Consider the following 17,458-nt stretch of genomic DNA (forward strand, 5'->3'; position numbering starts at 1 on the left):
GGCTGGGTTGTCGTACTTCAAAAAACATGACCCGCCTGCTAGCACTCCTATTATTCATCACGGGACCCGTGTCCGCCCAAACGCTTACCCAGCGCGTCCGGGGAACCGTTACCGACCCGGTCCTTCAAAAGCCCATCCCTTCCGCTACTGTTACCCTGGTAGGGGAAAATCGTTCGGTCCTGACCGACACCAACGGTTACTTTAGCTTCTCCGGTGTGCCCCTGGGACAGCACCAGCTCCGCGTGACGCACGTTGGTTTTCGCGAAGCGAGCGACGACAATCTTGTCGTGGAAGCAGGGCGGGAAACCGTACTGACGATCACATTAGACATCCTGCCTCGCGAAGAACAGGAAGTCGTCATCAAAGCCGACCCCCGGAAGAACAAACCGCTCAATGAAATGAGCCTGGTGAGCGCCCGGACCTTTTCGGTGGAAGAGACCCAGAAATACGCCGCCTCCGTGGAAGACCCGTTGCGCATGGCCCTAAGCTTTGCCGGTGTCATGGCCCCCATGGACGGCAACAACGACATCGTCATCCGCGGCAATTCACCCGTCGGTCTTTTGTGGCGCATGGAAGGCGTCGACATCCCCAATCCGAATCACTTTGCCAATACGGCCAGCAGCGGGGGCGGCATCTCCATCCTCAGCGCCCAGCTCCTGGCCAACTCCGACTTTCTCACCAGCGCTTTTCCCGCGGAATACGGCGACGCCCTGAGCGGTGTTTTCGACCTCCACCTCCGGAAAGGCAACGATGAGAAACATGAATTTTCACTGCAAGCGGGGTTCCTGGGCGTGGAAGCCTCGGCCGAAGGACCGATGGCCAAGGGATCTTATCTCGTCAATTACCGTTACTCCACCTTGTCCCTCTTAGGGGCGATGGGGGTGGACCTGCCCAACGGTACGATCAACTATTCGGACTTGTCCTATAATTTATTTTTTCCTACAAAAAAAGCCGGCGACTTCTCCTTATTTGGTTTTGGCGGACTCAGCACCCAGCGCACCACCCCAAAGCTAGACTCGACCCAATGGAAAAACCAGCCCGATCGTTATGCGGAGCGGTTTGACGGACCTACCGGTATGACCGGGCTTACACACACACTGCATTTTGGCGCCCGCACCAGCCTCCATTCCGTGCTGGCGTATTCCTATACCGAATCAAAGCTCACGGAAGATTATGTGGAGGACGACTATGCCTACGAGCGTGTGTACAGCGCCAATGACCAGACTCCTAAATGGACCCTTACGTCGACGCTCAACCACCGTTTCGGGAACGGCAACATCCTCCGGGCAGGGTATAGCGCAGACCTTATTGGGTTCAACTATAACCAGCAGGCACGTAAAGACCCCGGTGCACCCCTCCTCGTGCAGGTCGACGCCAGCGGTCACGTGCAAACCGTACAGGCCTTTGCACAATGGCAGGGCCGGCCTGCGCCGCACCTGCTCGTCAACGCAGGGCTGCACTACCTGGAATTGTTGTACAATCATACCTGGGCGGTGGAACCCCGTGCGTCGCTGCAATGGGACGTCTCCCCACGAACCAGCCTTTCACTAGGCTACGGCCTGCACAGCCAGATACAGCCTTTGGGCGTCTACTTCGGCCAGGACACCACTGCTACGGGCGCCTATTACCGGCCCAACAGCAACCTCGGCCTTACCCGCGCCCACCACTTCGTGCTATCCTACAACCAGCGCCTGGCCCATGACCTCCATTTTAAAGCGGAGCTATACTTCCAACGCCTTTTCAATGTCCCCGTCAACGCCGCCGATACCAACACTTTTTCCACCCTTAATATCGAAAGCAGCGATTACGTGTCGGACCCATTGGTCAACAAGGGCTCCGGCCAGAACTATGGACTCGAACTCACCCTGGAAAAATACCTCAGCCACCACGTATACTACATGGTCAACGGCTCGTTGTACCAATCCCAATACCGGGCCCTCGACGGCGTGTTGCGCAACACCCGTTTTAACGGGCACTATATTGTCAACTTCACCGGCGGCAAGGACTGGGTACAGGGCACCCATACGTGGGGCGCCAACCTCCGCACGCTTTGGGCGGGGGGCTATTGGAACACCCCCGTGGATACCCTCCAGTCCTCGCTCCAGGGCACCACGATCTACAAACAACAGCTTGCTTATACCCAGCAAAACCCCGCCTACTTCCGGACCGACCTGCGGGTCAGTTATACCAAAAACCAAAAACACCACACCACGACCCTGTCCCTCGACCTGCAAAACGTGACCAACCAGAAGAATGTCTATGACGTGGAATACGACCAGGTGCGGAAAAAGGTCGTCACCGTGTACCAGACGGGGTTGATACCGGTGTTGAATTATAAAATCGAATTTTAAGCCCAGGTAGCGGTAAAGGGGTCATAGCTACACTTCGACGGCTTGCCCTCTGGTGAAGTATACACCCGGCAATCGGTACAGATATACCGGAACTCGCATTGCCGGCAAACGTCGACCTGGTCCTTGGTAACGGTCCACAAATCCTGGAATCCTTCCAAGTCCAGGACGTCTAGAAAGCGGGTCTCCGAAATATGTCCGTAGGACTTTTCCATACTGGGACAGTTCTTCACCTGGCCGTGGACGTCGATGGAGATCTTTTTGTGCAGGCAGGAATTGAACCGGTGGGATTCCAGGAAGTTTTCCAGGGTGACGTTGAAAAAGGCCGGATTGATGACCCCGCAATGCGAGGAGGACCGGATTTCCCGGGCCACGCGGGTTACCGTCAGACCCGCCCGGTTATAATCCGTGGGGGGTGTTTCGGGACCGGAGTGCAGGGTGATCGCGTTGACGCGGGGAAAAGGACGGCAAAGGGCCAGCAGCGCCTGGTCTTCCAGCAGGGGGCTGTGCTTTAGCAATAGTTCGATATGCTCTATGGGCGTACGGTCGAAAAGGGTCAGGACGGACCCCAGAAAGGCCGGGGATGCTTCGTTGAAAATCCGTACCTGTACGGCCTTGCAGCCCACGGATACCAGTTCCTTGATGGCCTTGGACAGGTCGTACGGATCTTGGGGGTCGATGTCGAGGATGGCGTTCGTGATGAGCTCAGGTCTTTCCCAATGGGGGTTCAGCGCGGGGAAACGGCCGGCTTCCTCCGGGGTACACTCCTGAGCATATCCCCTGGCGATGACCTCCGCAAAATAACTTTCTATCGCCGCGTCGTGTTGACCTCCGTAGGCCGCCTTGACGTCGCCGACGGTCCGGTGCCGGTGTACGGTCAGGATCTCGTAGAGGACATTGGGGATAAACATATAGGTTTGGTAAAAGAGATCGCATATAATGCTGCGCCTTGCTCCCTTTACCGGGATACAGTTTTCGTACAAGGCGATGACGGAGGTTTCAGTCACGCTAAAAACATTTGGAGATGCGTTTATAAAAAGGCGGGCAGAAGACCTGCTCGTCGTCCGGTGAGGGCCGGGCTAAAACCCGTTTCCCCGTATTGAACTCGTCTTCTACCCGGACGTCCCTGACGGTAAAGTGCCGGTAATACGCGGGAAGCCGTTCGAAAAAAGGGTTCTTTCCATCGAGCAGGTCGTGGAACCCGGGTGGAGGTGTGTCATTGGTCATGCGCGATCAGGTATTCAGCGATTTTTTTATCCAATTGATAATTGCAAGGATAGGAGGTCATGCCAAACTGACCCACAGGATTCACCTCCAGGAAATACAGCCGGCCTTCGGTGGACAGCATCAAATCCAGGGAGCCCGTGGAAAGCCCAAGGCGGTCCATCAACCGCCGTATGGAGGCTTCGACCGGTTGGGGCAGGCGGTAGGGCGCCATCCGGACCGGCCGGTTCATGTCGAGGTCCCTGAAATCCATTTTCGATCCTTCCCCTGAAAAAATGGCCATCGAAAAACATTCGCCATCCAGGTAGAACGTCCGGATCTCCAGCTTCCGTTCGATCAATTGTTGAAAAAGCGTCGGGTAAAAAAAAGCGGGCAGCTTCAGCAGGTCTTCTTCGGCGATCTCCCGGGTGTAACAAAGGAACTCGAAGTCATCGCTGTTGTAAAAAGTGATCTCCGACAGGGGTTTGGATACGATCCTTCGGTTTTCCAGGAGAAAAGATTGCGCCCGTTCCCTATGGTTCGTTACGAGGGTATTGGGTATGAGCAACCCTTCCTCCACAGCCATCGTCAGTACTTCGTGTTTGCGGACAGCTCCGGTGGCTTTCGGCGGGTCCAGCCATTGCTTGTGCCGCAGCAGGTGTAAAAAGAACTGCCCGGCGGTTTGGATTTCGACGGAAATATGGCGCACAAGGTTCGAGGCCCATTCCTTGTTCTCGGTAAGTTCGTGAAGACCTCGGAGATAATCCCGGCTTGTCCATCTCCGGTACCATACGATATGAATATCGGAAAGGCGAAAGCTGTAACCGCTCACGGTTAGGCCTACATCCTCCGTTCCATTCCGGTAGCCATAATCGAAGGGAGTATCCGCGTTGTAGAGAAGGGTGTCGTTTAATCTTATGTAATGCCCGCCCAGCCTGGTTATCCATTCGGAGACCCGGTTGGTGGAGTGGTCTGTGGGGCTTGATAAGATTAGTATCATACGGGATGCTGATCGATTTGAAAGTTAAAAAAAATTCTTTAAGTTCGGAATGCCGATGCCGTTCAATGTCGAACGGAGGGTTGCAACTAATCTTATGAACACATTCGAAAATTTGTCGGACGACATTTTCAAGCCCATCCCGAAAGAGGAATTGCAAATCACCAAAGGTGGTCTCACCGAAACAGGAAACCCCACGGTCACTGCCAAGAACAGTGAGCCTGGTTTCCGGGATTTCTCCGGGAATGATTAATCCGTTCTTGCAGGAAGCGGGTAGGCCAGGATTTTCTGGCTTACTCGCTCTTTTATTAGTTGATGGCCTATGTTGGGTAAAGCGATTTCTATAGAACATCCTTCTTTCTCCAGGGACTGGTGGAGTGCCTTCCTGGCGGAAACCGCGGACAGGACACAGTCCCTTGTCGTCCGGAATGCTCTTTCGGAAGCGGACGTGCGGCAGTTACGGGAGGAAGCGGGTTGCATCGTCCGGAACTCGGCCCTTGCCGATACTTTCAGGACCTACATCAATGGGAAACAGGCGGACAACCGCCTGGTCGCGTCGGCACCCCCGGCAGAAGGGGAGGATATGGACGTATGGAGAACCAGGGTTTTTGGCGCCGACAAATTCTCCCTGATCATCAACCAGTGCGAACAGTTGTCCGGTGTCGTGGCTTCATTTCTGGAGAAAGCCGTCGTCCGGCTCCAGGAGATAACGGGCTTGCCCTTGCTGGGTTACAACAGCACCGTCTTTATGGGGAACTACGGGTTTACGCCCCTGGGGATCCATCACGACGGAACCGGCAATAACGTCTTGCATTTTCACATCGGTCCCGGGGACAAGGTGATGTACAACTGGGACGAGGACCAATACACGGCGGACATGGCATCCCGCGCTTTTGATGAGCAGCTCGCGGCCGCGGACGAATATCGTTTTAGCGCCGGAGATTTGTACTATATGCCGTGGAACAAATACCATATCGGGAATACGGAGGCTTTTTCCATCGGTATCACCTTGTGGTTTAATAATCCGACCCGGGCGTCCTATCTTAGGAAATTAAGCGACGACTTCCTGGTCCGGCTCGTCGGTGACGGGGAGGCTGTGATACACGCGGGCCAGGAGAATGGAGACCGGACGAAGCTTTTCGAACTAGCCTCCGTCTTACGGGACAACGCCCAGGACCGGAGTTTCAGGAGCCTTTTATACGACGAACACCAACGGACCATGCGCCGGCTAGCCAGCGGCGGGTATTGGTTTTCGAAAAGCCGGCCGGAAGACGACCGGGTGCTGACCAAAGAAGACCTGGACCGGGAAATCTATGTGGCCGAACCCTACCGGCTTCTTTATTTCCGCCGTGGCCGCGACCTTTACCTCTATGGACGGGGGCACGAACAGGTCCTCGACTACAGCGACGGCCTGACAGCCGCGATCGATAAGATCAATAACGAAACCACCGTATACCGGATGGGCGATTTTATACAGGACCTGTCGGCGCCCCTTTCCCAGCGACAGGCCTTCGTACTGCTCAGCGATTGGTATAGGAAAAAAATTATAGCGTTGCGATAGATGCGATTCCGATTTTACAAACAGCTCGACGCGATGGACTGCGGCCCCACCTGCCTCCGGATGATCGCGCGCCATCATGGGAAAGTCTTTTCCCTTCAGGAGATACGGTCACAATGTACGGTCACCCGGGAGGGCATTTCTTTTTTCTCTTTGGAAGAGGCCGCGGGCAAACTGGGTTTCCGGACGAGGTGCTCCAGGGTGACCCCGGAGACCCTTTTGGAAAAAGCGCCCCTTCCCTGTATTATTCACTGGACACAAAACCACTTTGTCGTGTTTGTCTCCAAACGCGAGCGTCATGGGCAAGTGACGGGCGTGCAGGTGGCAGACCCGGCCTTTGGTCTTCTCCGGTATACGGTCGGCGAATTTCTGGAGAAATGGGAGAGACGCAATAACCAGGGCGTCGTCATGCTCCTGGAACCGATGCCCGGTGAGGCGCAGCCGGCCTCCCGGCCCAAAAGGCGAGGGCTTGCCCTGGAACTGCTTCGCAAACACTGGCGGCCGTTCCGCGGGCTGACCGTTCAGTTGTTGCTGGGTTTGTTGATCGGGAGCCTGATCCAGTTGATTTTCCCCTTCCTGACCCAGTCCATCGTCGACATCGGGATTGCCCGGAAAAACCTGGATTTTATATACCTGGTATTGCTGGGACAGATGATGTTGTTTGCCGGCCGTATATCCCTTGAATTTATCCGCAGTTGGATCCTGCTGCACATCAGCACCCGCATCAATTTTTCCATCCTGTCGGACTTCCTGGTGCGGCTGATGCGGCTGCCCTTGTCTTTTTTCGACGCCAAACGGCATGGCGACATCATGCAACGCTTCCAGGACCATACCTACATCGAGGCGTTTCTGACCAATACTACCCTGAATGTCGTCTTTTCCCTGATCAATGTGCTTGTGTTTGGCGTGGTTCTTTGTTTTTATTCCTGGTTGATTTTCCTGATTTTTTTAGGCGGAAGCATCCTCTATGGTATTTGGGTGGCCTTGTTCCTGCAATACAGGCGCGCCTTGAACTTTAAGCGCTTTGACTATATGTCGAGGGAGCAGGGCAACCTCATCGGGTTGATCAGCGGCATGCAGGATATCAAGCTGGCCAACGCCGAGGTCGACAAACGCTGGGACTGGGAGCGGTTGCGGGCCGGTCTTTTCCGTATCAACGTAAAGGTCATGGCGTCCAGCCAGTATCAACAGGTGGGCGGCCTGTTTCTGAATGAAGGCAAAAACATCCTGATCACCTTCCTGGCGGCCAAGCTGGTGCTCCAGGGGGACATTACCTTAGGCGCCATGTTGTCCGTGCAATACATCATCGGCCAGCTCAACGCCCCGGTCGAACAACTGGTCCAGTTTACGCAAACGGCGCAGGACGCCCTCATCAGCGCGGAACGCCTGAACGAGATCTACACCCTGGAACACGAGGACGTCCGGTCCGGAGAACAGACCGGCGACCTGCCCCTTGATAAAAGCATATCCATCGCCGGTCTTCAATTCCGGTATCCCGGCACCGAGGCCCAGGCCAGACCCGTGCTGAACAACATTCACCTGCACATTCCGGAAGGGCGGGTGACCGCCATTGTTGGCGTCAGCGGCAGCGGAAAAACCACGTTGCTCAAGCTACTGCTCAAATTCTACAATCCTCACCAGGGGACGATCTGCGTCGGCCGGGAAAACCTGGCCAGTATCCGGCACGCCGCCTGGAGAAGCCAGTGCGGGGTCGTCATGCAAGACGGGTTTATCTTTTCGGATACCGTCGAGGGAAACGTCTGTATCGGCGACCGGAATCCCGATCCCGCCCGCCTGGACGAGGCGCTCCGGATCGCCAACATCAAATCGTTCGTCGACACCCTTCCCCTCGGGGTACATACCATGATCGGCGCCGATGGTACCGGTCTCAGCCAGGGGCAGAAACAACGGATCCTCATTGCCCGGGCCGTGTACAAGGACCCCCGGTTTATCTGTTTCGACGAGGCGACCAATTCCCTCGACGCCAACAACGAACGCGCCATTATGGAAAACCTGGACCGGTTTTTTGTGGGGCGGACCGTCGTCATCGTCGCACACCGGCTGAGCACCGTTCGCAACGCACACAACATCGTCGTACTGGATGGGGGGGAAATCGTCGAGTCCGGTGCCCACGATGTCCTGGTCGGAAAAAAAGGGAAGTATTATGAGCTCGTCAAAAATCAACTCGAACTCGGCACCTGAGCTCCAGCACAGCCCCGAGGCGCAAGAAATCATTATCCGCCGGCCGCCCCTGTTGTTGCGGCTGGGAACGCTTCTGGTGACGCTGGGGGTGGGGCTTCTTTTATGGGTAGGGTGGACCCTTCGGTACACCGATACCGCACAGGGGGTCTTTGTCGTTTCCACCTGCGCCGGCGATACCGTCACCGGTCGCTTTTTGTTCAGCGCCTCCCTCCAGCCGGGGCAGGAGGTTACCCTCGGTGGGCGTTTCAAGGGGAAAATTCTTTCTGTTGCTCCGGGTAACCGGGTGACCCTCATAGGGTCATTTCCCATTGCTGCCGGTGCGCAGGTGTCTGCCGAGGTGGTGACCGGGTACGCGCGGCTTTCGGATCATTTTTTCAGACGGTAGTTCGAAAATCAAAGAACCTTCTTCGTTTTCCCAATAGTATTCTTCGCAATACGCACGTTCTTTGTTCAAAATCCCAGTAATGAGTATCGTATCAAACGCTGTCGGAACCATCAAAAATTGGTGGTGGTTCGTCATCAAAGGCATTTTATTTCTGGCCGCCGGTGTCGCCATTTTTATGAGACCGGCGGAAGGCTATGTCGGCTTGAGCATCCTTTTTAGCATCGTCATGCTGGGCGTGGGGATCACCCAGGTCAGTTTTGCCACCGGTAACAAGGGGTGGCTGCCGGGCTGGGGTTGGACATTGGCTTCCGGTATCATTGACATCGTCATCGGGATCTACCTGTTGGCGTTCCCGGTCGTGACCATGGCCACCCTCCCTTTTTTCGTCGGCTTCTGGCTGATGTTCCGTTCCTTCTACATCATGGGGGCTTCCATCGACCTCGACAACTATAACGTCCCCGGCTGGGGCTGGCTGCTGGCAGGGGGGATCCTGCTGCTGATCCTTTCGGTCTTCGTCATTTACTATCCCGCCGCTGCCGTCGTGGGGATCATCGCCTGCTCCGGCAGCGCGTTTATCGTAGCGGGGATTTTGTCCATCGCACTGGCCTTCCGGCTCCGGGACATCAAACAGACGGTAAGGAATCTCGCATAAACCAGCACTACACATTATATGGAAAATCTTATTTGCACGACCTTCCAGGATCAGGCGAGCGCTTTGGCGGGTTTCGAAAAATTGCACGAGCTCGACCAAATCGGAGATATCGCGATCTACAATATCGCCCTCGTTCAAAAAAAAGTGGATGGCAGCCTCGTCCAACTGCATCATGAAGGGCCGGAAGGGTCCGACCTGCCCGCCAAGGGCGCCATCGCCGGTTCCCTCATCGGGTGGCTGGCCGGACCGCTTGGTGCCGCCCTTGGATTATTGACAGGTGTCGCCGCCGGCGCTGCCGGAGAAGACGACTTCGACGACGTGGCCCAGCAATTTGCGGACGACGCCAAAAAACAAATGGCGCCGGGCTCCTTTGCCATTTTGCTGGATGCCGAAGAAGACAGCGACTTCATGATCGACAGCTACATGGCCCCCTTTCATGGTGTCATCCTCCGTTCGGCGATCCGGGATGCGTATGCCGCAGACGATCGCAAGCAATGGGATGAGTTGAATGCCGAGATCGACGAAGAGGAGAAAGAGCTGTCCGCCGCAGTGGACAAAGACAAGGCGGCCGTCAAGGCACGGATAGACGCCTTGAAGGAAAAACAGGCGCGGTTAAAGGAGAAAATTGTCCAAAAGGTCAAGGCGCGAAAAAAGTCCTGATCCATAAAAGGCCGGACCGCCGCATGCGGTCCGGCCTTTTTGTACATTGCATCATGTCATTAACAAAACCCCTCAGCGATTCCGACATCCTGGACAGGTACAAAGAGGTCTTCCAGCGATTTGCAAAGGACGGTGTCATCGATATGGACAAAAGGCTGAAGTACAAATTCAGTTATTCGGTACATCGCCTGGAAGACGTTGTCCGGAAGATGAATGGAATCGTGCCGCCCAACCGTCAGTCGGTCTATTACATCACCTTTTTTAAGAAAGGAACGGCGCAGAAGAACATCGGTATGTTTCATTTCCCCATCGGGAGCAATACCCTGATGCTGATCCCGCAAAGGGTGATCCATTCCACGGTCTACCAGTCGCTGCGGTGTTCCGGGTACCTCATCAACTTCAACATCGATTTTTTCCTGAACAACGCGTTTCCCAAAAAACACGTCATCGACAAAAAGGTCTTTAAGTCCTCTTTGAGGCCCTACCTGACCGTGTCCGCCGGCCAAAGGAAGAAGCTGGAGGCAATCTTCGAGTACATTCTCCGGGAAAATGCCTCCGGCCACCTGGAGAAAAACCAGATGATCGCCCTCAAGATCCTGGAGCTGCTTATCCTATGCGACCGGTTTTTTACCGACGCAGAGGCCATCGGGAAGGAAAGCATCTACCATCCGACCATCGAAAAATTCAACGAACTGCTGGATCAGCATGCTTCCAAAGAAAGGACGGTCCGGTTCTATGCCGATGCCTTGAACGTTCACCCCGCGCACCTGAATTTTTTGGTGAAAAAGTACAACGGGATGAACGCCAAAAAAACGATCGACAACCGGGTCTTTATGGAAGCCCAGTCCCTCCTGGCAACGACCTCCTGGTCCGTCAAGGAGATCGCTCACCAATTGGGTTTTTCGGACGCCAACTACTTCTCCGCCTTCTTTCAAAAGATGGCCGGGATGTCTACAACGGCGTATAGGGCGAAGGCTCGTTAACTTTTTTTTGCTGCAATCCGATTTTTTCTATATTTGTAGGATAGTATAGTATAGGACAGATTGCTGCTGTATGAGAGAGATCTACCAACAAATCCTGGAACTGGAGGGAACGCCCGGCTTGTCTAAACACGACCAGTTGGTACAAGGGATGATCAATGCGATCAACGCCAGGATCGTGTCCAGGGGGGATCTGCTCCCTTCGGTCAATAACCTGAGCAAGGAACTGGGATTTGCCAAAGAAACCATCGCCCGGGGGTACAAGGAGTTGACCACCCGCGGAATTGTGGTCTCCAAGAACCGGCTTGGTTTTTTTGTCTCCAACGAGGATACGGAGCAACAACTGAAAATCGCCCTGTTGTTGTTTGCCTTCGATTCGTTCCAGGAGACCTTTTACAAAACCTTCCGCGACAGGCTTGGACCATACGTCCACATTGACGTCTTTTTCCACCACAACAATATTTCGGTTTTCGAGAACATCGTCTCCAACGTGCGCGGCAAATACGGCATGTACGTCATTGCCCCTATTCCGAACGAGCGCACGGCCGGGATCCTGCAAACCCTGCCGCTGGACAAATTCCTGATGATCGACCGGTTCGAACCCATGGAAGGGAACTTCTCCTACATCGTACAGGAGTTCGAGAAGGCCTCGTATAAAGCATTCGCGGAACTCGGCGAGACGATCAAAAGGTTCGATGAAATGATTTTTTACTATCGCCCGGATTCGGATACACCCGTGGAAATCTATCGCGCCTTTAAGAAGTTCATTAAGGATTTCAAAATTAAAGGGAGCATTAAAACGGAGTACCTGCCTGGTTCGCTTGAACGAGGAAAAGCTTATTTCACCATCAACAACGCGGAACTCTGGGAAATGCTCCGGGACAGCGGGGTCAAGAAATTCAAGCTGGGCAAGGACGTGGGGGTGTTATCGCACAACGACGACGTGGTGAAGGAGATCATCTGCGACGGGATCACCACGTATTCCACGGACTTCAGGCTGATGGCGGAAAAGGCGGCGGATTTCGTGCTGCATAGACACCCGGTCCGGGAAGTGGTGCCGACGATATTAATACGAAGGAAGTCGATATGATTACTTTCGCGACGATAAGCTTTCTGGGTTGGACGCTGTTTGTGGCCGCGGTTTCCTGGTTCAAGACGAGGAAACAACGCTTACGCACGACCTCCGACTTTTTTATGGGCTCCCGGAGCCTTAGCTTCTGGGTCGTCGGTGGCTCGCTGTTCTTCACGAACATGAGCGCCAACCAGTTTATCGGCGAGAACGAGTCGGTCTATATCAACAACATGACGGTCATGGCCTGGGGCATGAGCTCCATCGTGGCCATGCTCGTGGTCAGTGAATTCTTTATGCCCCTCTACCTCCGGATCGGCGCGGTCACCACCGCCGATTTCCTGGAGGAGCGGTTTGACGGAGCCACCAAAAAGATCGTCACGTTTATCTTCCTGGCCGGTTACCTGCTCAGCCTCATCCCCACCGTACTCTACGGAGGAGCGGTGGCCTTTGAAGGCATTTTTCACCTGCACGAGCACCTGGGCATCAGCCACTGGGCGGCGATCTGGGTTTTTGTCGTCGCGCTGGCCGTCATCGGGTGCTGTTATACCTTGCTCGGTGGTTTTAAGGCCATCAGCATTTCCGACAGCGTGCAGGGTTTGGGGATGATGATCGGCGGCCTTTTATTACCTTATTTTGGCTTCCGTTACCTGGGGCATGGGGACGTCTGGGCGGGGATACGCACCGTGCTCCACACCCGGACGGACCACCTCAACGCCATCGGCTCCGCGGGCGACCAGGTACCTTTTAGCACCATCTTTACAGGGATGTTCCTCGTGAACCTGTACTACTGGGGTATGGAGCAATACATCATGCAGGACGCCCTGGCGGCCAAAAACCTGGAGCAGGGTCAAAAAGGGATCGCGCTGGCCTGTGTTGGCAAGCTGCTGGCGCCCCTGATGCTCAATATCCCCGGGTTGATCGCCCTCCATGTCTATAGCCACCTCGACGATACCACTTCGGTTTTCCCCCGTCTCGTGGGCGACGTTATGCCCCCGCTTTGGGTGGGGTTTATCGCTGCCATCGTGTTTGGAGGGGCGTTGGGTACGTTCAACGCCGGTCTTAATAGTTCGGCGACGCTTTTTATCATGAACCTATACGGCCCACGCAAAACCGCCGCCCCCGCGCCCGACGGTCGCCGCCTGATCCGCGCCGGCAAACGCTTCCAGGTGGCCGTGACCTTGCTCGGCGTGGGCATCGCCCCTTTCATCATGTTTTTCAGGGGCGGCTTCTACACCTATATTCAAAAGGTCTCCAGTTTTTTCAGCATCCCCGTGTTTACCGTGCTGGTGATCGGTTTTGCGACCAAAAAGGTACCGGCCGTCGCTGCCAAAGCCGGTCTTGTCTTTTTCGTCGTCATCTATGCACTCACCCAGTCGGTCCTGCCGACGGGGTTGCACTATCTCCACGTCGTATTCATCTTGTTTATACTCACTGCAGGGTTGATGCTCTTCATCGGGCGTGTCGCGCCGCAGGCGGTTCCTTACCGCTCCAGGCCCATGCCCCTGATCGACATAAGACCATGGAAACACCGTCACTGGTATAGCCTCGGGTTGATCATCGCCGTCGTGCTGATGTTCCTCCTGTTTTCACCTTATGGATTAGCAAAATGATGTATGATGACCAGCGAAAAAAAACGAGATGGGTTTATCGGGGAGAAGCTCCTCAGCCTGCCGGCCATGGTCCGGAGGAACATGATACTGCCCGACCCGGTGCTGAGCCGGTTGTTTGTCGCAGAGATCGGCTACTTTCCAAAGGCGGCGGGCCATTACCGGCGGCGAAGGGAGGGGTGTGCCGACAACATCCTCATTTATTGCGTGGGCGGCAAGGGCTGGTACACGGTCAGGGACAAACGCTTTACGGTCGGCCCCAATGAATTCGTCATTCTCCCCGCCACCCGTGACTTCCTAAGCTACGGCGCGGACGAGAAAGACCCCTGGACGATCTACTGGATCCACTTCAGCGGGGGAGACGTGGAGATGTTCAACCAGCGCTTTGGCATCGGTTCGAGCCCCGAGCCCCGTCCCATCATGTTCAATGAAAAGGGGCTGCAGCTATGGGATACCATCTACCGCCACCTCGAAACCGGCTATACCAACGAAACCCTTGCGGGGGCCAATTTATGCCTGTATCACCTGATTGCGACGTTTCTTTTCCCTGCCAATACGCCAAAGGTGAAGAAAGACAACGTCATCGACGACGCCATCGGGTATATGCGCGGCAAGCTTGACAAAACCCTTACGGTCAAGGAGCTGGCCCACGCCTGCGGCCTGTCCGGTTCGCATTTTTCCCACCTGTTTCACAAAACGACCGGTATGCCTCCCCTCGAATACTTTATCCGGTTAAAGCTCGAACGAGCCTGCATCTTCCTTTTCGATTCCGACCTCAAGATTAAGGAAATCGCCTGCCAGGTGGGCTATGACGATCCCTATTATTTCTCCCGGTTGTTCAAAAAGCACATGCACCTCTCGCCCCACCAATACCGGAATAACCAGGCGGGGAGAAGGAGCCTCGGAGTCGCGGCGGCGCTGGCGCCGGTTGTTTAAGGCTCCAGCGTATACAGCAACGTACCATACCCCAGTTGGTCAAACCCACCGCTGTTCGGCCCATAATTCCCGCCGCCTCCTTCCGGCCGCAGGGCTGCCGCCATCCGTGCGCAATTCGGTGCCTGTAGCCCGCGGCGTCTGACATAGTGGTTATATACCAGCTCCCAGACGGGTCGCGCCGAGCCTCGCGCCGTCGCGCTGATCACCGGTTGGTCCACCCCCGCGCAATTGGTATATTCCGTATACGGCACCGAATCCCCCAGGTTATACCTGGCTACATATTCCGCGCCCTTTAAAAAACGGTTGTTGTCATACCCATACAGGTCGTCCCCCTGGTTCCATGCCATTTCGCAAAGCGCGCCCATTTCGCCGATGCCCAGTTGCGTATGCCCCTGGTCCCTGCCGCTTTCCTGCCACTGCCCCAGGCTATCCCCGTACAATACGTTCACCGCTTTTAGGATGTTCCCGTTTCCCGGCCCGTTTTTGAAATAGCCGATCGCCTCGTTATACATGGACCGGTCGTCGCAAAGCACACCGATCGCCATGACCGCGTCCATATTGCACAGGTCCCAATTCGCATAGAAATGGGTCATGCAACCCTCCGTACGGGTCAGGAACTGGTGGTTGATCGTGTAGAAAACGTTTTTCATCATTTGCCGGAAACGGTCAAATGCGGGTACATCCCAACCCGGGTAGGTCCGCATGATCTCCGCGGCATTGGCCAGTTCATAACCATACAATCCAGCCGCCAGCACCCGGTCGTTCGTTCCTTCCAGGGCCGTCAGCGAATCCGCCCAACCGTTCAGGATCTGTACTGCCGCGTTTGCAAACGCCGTGTCTTCAGAGATCTTCCACCGGATCGCGAGCGCATACGCCGCCGCGATGTCGTTATATAGCAGTGCATAATTCTCCTTGTGCACCCCGTCATAACCCCGGTACACAATGGACACCGGCCGGGGTTTGTAGTTCGCCTGGGCGTGGCTATTGGCCTCCAGGACCTTCCACCCCGACACCCAGGGCTCGGCGTCTTGCCGGATCTTCTGTCTGATCCGGTCGAAGTCCGACTCTTTTTGAAGAAGGCCCGGGTGGAGGAAAGATTGGCTAAAGCCGGCAACGCTGGTAAGCAACGCGCTTATGATCAGTAGGGTTCTCATGTCGCAATATTCGGGTTTTTTGGCCGTAGGGTGGGGTGTACTTTTGTTAAGTGATCGACCTTTTTACACACTACGGCACCAACCTGCTCCCCTACGACGGGGAAGTGCGCTACTTTGGGCCCATCCTTGCCCAAGCCAACGACTATCTGGCCCGGTTACTCGCTGACATTCCCTGGCAACACGACCAGGTCTTTGTACAAGGCCAGCTTCGAAATACCCGGCGCAAGGTCGCCTGGTTTGGGGACCATTCCTTTGCCTATACCTATTCCGGTGTGGCCCACCACGCATTGCCGTGGACGCCCGTGCTCAACGAATTAAAGACGATTGTCCAGGGGGTGGGCAAAGCGTCCTTCAACTCCTGCCTCCTTAACCTATACGCCGACGGCTCCGAGGCCATGTCCTGGCATAGCGACAACGAAGCGTCGCTCGGCGTCAATACCACCATCGCTTCCCTCAGCCTTGGCGCCGAACGGCGGTTTTTATTCCGGCACAAAAAGACCCGGGAGACCGTGGAAGTCTTTCTGGAACAAGGCAGCCTTCTCGTCATGAAGGGAGAAACCCAGACCCACTGGCTGCACAGCCTTCCGGTGACCGCGAAGATCAACAAGCCCCGGGTCAACCTTACTTTCAGGACATTTTTGTATGTTGGGGAATGAAAACAAGCACCCTCTTACTGCTGTCCTTCCTCTTGTTTATCAGTTGCCGGCATACCTCCCACGATCTAAACATACCTTCTTCCATTGATCCCATCCGGTCAACCGACGACCAGGGCATCCCGGGGACACCCCTTTATTTACCCCTGCCGCTCGGATGGCAATTGGATACACCCCGTCAACTCCTTTATTTCAGGGATAGCTCGATCCTTATAAAGATCCGATACACCGCTCATGCCTCTTTCAGGGACGATTTTCCCTATATAGAACGGACGCTGGACACCCTTTTTAAAAGACGCCCCGCCCCGCTTTACTATAAGCGTGTCTTTCGAACGAGTTACGATACCGCGTTGCTCTATTATGCCCCCAGCAGTCACCAAGGCAAAGAGCAGGTGGTCTACCTGTTCGGCAACAGGGAATCCTATGTGACCGCGCTGGCCCAATTCAACGCAGGCGACAATAAGGCCAGGGATTCGGCTGTCGCCACACTTCTTTCCCTTTACGTGAGCGATATAGCGGCGGGTGTCCCCGTCTTGGACAGACCCATGGAAGGACCCGTGGTCACTTCTTTTATGCCCATCGTCTACAACCTCGACACCGTGCATGCAAACTTCAGGTTGGCCGAAAGGGGGTCCCTAGGGGACATCTACACAGCGCCCGGAAGCCGCGATACCATCATCATTACGCCGGCCACCCCCACCATGGAGGACAGGTTGGCGGGGATGGACAGTCATGCACTCATGGTCATTGAAGATTTAGGTCAGATAAGGGCCGACAGGGAGATCATGAGGGGAATGACCAAGGGGGATGTGGATGCCACGGAGCTGGTAGGCACCAAAGTAAAACCTTCGGGAACGTGCGAAGTATATGCGCTGACCCGCCATGAAAAAAACCAATACCTCGTATTTACCGCTTACCTATACGACGATACGGCGAGGCAGATCAACGTAGTAAGGCGTTTGGCCAGGGGCCTCACGCTTAAGCCAAGGGGGTGGTATCTGGGGTATAAGGAAATATTGGAAAATTAAAAGGGCGCTTTTTACGCTTGCAA

At 55.1% G+C, this 17,458-nt stretch carries 17 protein-coding genes; 13 read left to right on the forward strand and 4 right to left on the reverse strand.

Features of this window, described 5'->3' with window-relative positions; all coding sequences use genetic code 11:
- The first annotated feature begins 26 nt into the window (after positions 1-26).
- Positions 27-2,351, forward strand: coding sequence for a TonB-dependent receptor (locus EDB95_RS23710; RefSeq protein WP_133998329.1), 2,325 nt, complete (start codon positions 27-29; stop codon positions 2,349-2,351).
- On the opposite strand, the gene gwsS is transcribed toward EDB95_RS23710, so the two are convergent.
- Genes gwsS through gwsG form a run of 3 tightly spaced genes read right to left on the reverse strand, consistent with a single transcriptional unit; the run spans position 2,348 to position 4,551 of the window.
- A complete protein-coding gene (gene gwsS, locus EDB95_RS23715) occupies positions 2,348-3,355 on the reverse strand; it encodes a grasp-with-spasm system SPASM domain peptide maturase (protein WP_162852757.1) in 1,008 nt (335 codons plus the stop codon). The two genes, EDB95_RS23710 and gwsS, sit on opposite strands and share 4 nt — an antisense overlap.
- Before the next feature lies 1 nt (position 3,356).
- Positions 3,357-3,575 carry a hypothetical protein gene (locus EDB95_RS23720; RefSeq protein ID WP_133998335.1) on the reverse strand — a complete coding sequence of 73 codons (219 nt, stop codon included), beginning with the start codon at positions 3,573-3,575 and terminating at the stop codon, positions 3,357-3,359.
- Positions 3,565-4,551, reverse strand: a complete 987-nt coding sequence (gwsG, locus tag EDB95_RS23725) for a grasp-with-spasm system ATP-grasp peptide maturase (protein WP_133998338.1) — start codon at positions 4,549-4,551, stop codon at positions 3,565-3,567. Before gwsG ends, EDB95_RS23720 begins: the two co-directional genes overlap by 11 nt.
- A gap of 94 nt (positions 4,552-4,645) precedes the next feature.
- Here gwsG and EDB95_RS27400 point away from each other — a divergent pair, with 94 nt between their 5' ends.
- The 10 genes from EDB95_RS27400 to EDB95_RS23770 all read left to right on the forward strand — a co-directional run bounded on the left by EDB95_RS27400 (position 4,646) and on the right by EDB95_RS23770 (position 14,600).
- Positions 4,646-4,801, forward strand: a complete 156-nt coding sequence (locus tag EDB95_RS27400) for a hypothetical protein (protein ID WP_162852758.1) — start codon at positions 4,646-4,648, stop codon at positions 4,799-4,801.
- Between the two features lie 69 nt (positions 4,802-4,870).
- The gene (locus tag EDB95_RS23730; RefSeq protein ID WP_133998341.1) at positions 4,871-6,109 is read left to right on the forward strand and encodes a hypothetical protein; all 1,239 of its coding nucleotides are present in this window, start codon (positions 4,871-4,873) and stop codon (positions 6,107-6,109) included.
- Complete coding sequence (locus EDB95_RS23735; protein ID WP_133998344.1) at positions 6,110-8,308, forward strand: peptidase domain-containing ABC transporter; 2,199 nt, start codon at positions 6,110-6,112, stop codon at positions 8,306-8,308.
- On the forward strand, positions 8,271-8,693 hold the full coding sequence (locus tag EDB95_RS23740) for a hypothetical protein (RefSeq protein WP_133998347.1): 423 nt from the start codon (positions 8,271-8,273) through the stop codon (positions 8,691-8,693). The genes EDB95_RS23735 and EDB95_RS23740 overlap by 38 nt, the downstream gene beginning before the upstream one ends.
- Positions 8,694-8,772: 79 nt before the next feature.
- Positions 8,773-9,345, forward strand: a complete 573-nt coding sequence (locus EDB95_RS23745) for an HdeD family acid-resistance protein (RefSeq protein WP_133998350.1) — start codon at positions 8,773-8,775, stop codon at positions 9,343-9,345.
- An 18-nt stretch (positions 9,346-9,363) separates the two neighbouring features.
- The gene (locus tag EDB95_RS23750) at positions 9,364-10,005 is read left to right on the forward strand and encodes a DUF1269 domain-containing protein (protein WP_133998353.1); all 642 of its coding nucleotides are present in this window, start codon (positions 9,364-9,366) and stop codon (positions 10,003-10,005) included.
- 53 nt (positions 10,006-10,058) lie between these two features.
- Entirely contained in the window at positions 10,059-10,988 is a 930-nt protein-coding gene (locus EDB95_RS23755) for a helix-turn-helix domain-containing protein (RefSeq protein ID WP_162852759.1), read from the forward strand.
- Positions 10,989-11,058: 70 nt separating this feature from the next.
- Positions 11,059-12,075, forward strand: coding sequence for a GntR family transcriptional regulator (locus EDB95_RS23760; protein ID WP_133998359.1), 1,017 nt, complete (start codon positions 11,059-11,061; stop codon positions 12,073-12,075).
- A complete protein-coding gene (locus EDB95_RS23765) occupies positions 12,072-13,667 on the forward strand; it encodes a solute:sodium symporter family transporter (protein ID WP_133998362.1) in 1,596 nt (531 codons plus the stop codon). Before EDB95_RS23760 ends, EDB95_RS23765 begins: the two co-directional genes overlap by 4 nt.
- A gap of 3 nt (positions 13,668-13,670) precedes the next feature.
- The gene (locus tag EDB95_RS23770; protein WP_246073774.1) at positions 13,671-14,600 is read left to right on the forward strand and encodes an AraC family transcriptional regulator; all 930 of its coding nucleotides are present in this window, start codon (positions 13,671-13,673) and stop codon (positions 14,598-14,600) included.
- Here EDB95_RS23770 and EDB95_RS23775 read toward each other — a convergent pair.
- Positions 14,597-15,754: an alginate lyase family protein gene (locus EDB95_RS23775; protein ID WP_133998365.1), complete on the reverse strand. Its 1,158-nt coding sequence runs from the start codon at positions 15,752-15,754 to the stop codon at positions 14,597-14,599. The genes EDB95_RS23770 and EDB95_RS23775 overlap by 4 nt on opposite strands.
- Before the next feature lie 50 nt (positions 15,755-15,804).
- Here EDB95_RS23775 and EDB95_RS23780 point away from each other — a divergent pair, with 50 nt between their 5' ends.
- On the forward strand, positions 15,805-16,410 hold the full coding sequence (locus tag EDB95_RS23780; RefSeq protein WP_246073775.1) for an alpha-ketoglutarate-dependent dioxygenase AlkB family protein: 606 nt from the start codon (positions 15,805-15,807) through the stop codon (positions 16,408-16,410).
- A complete protein-coding gene (locus tag EDB95_RS23785) occupies positions 16,407-17,435 on the forward strand; it encodes a hypothetical protein (RefSeq protein ID WP_133998368.1) in 1,029 nt (342 codons plus the stop codon). The genes EDB95_RS23780 and EDB95_RS23785 overlap by 4 nt, the downstream gene beginning before the upstream one ends.
- Positions 17,436-17,458: the final 23 nt, after the last annotated feature.

The organism is Dinghuibacter silviterrae (assembly GCF_004366355.1).
Classification (GTDB): domain Bacteria; phylum Bacteroidota; class Bacteroidia; order Chitinophagales; family Chitinophagaceae; genus Dinghuibacter; species Dinghuibacter silviterrae.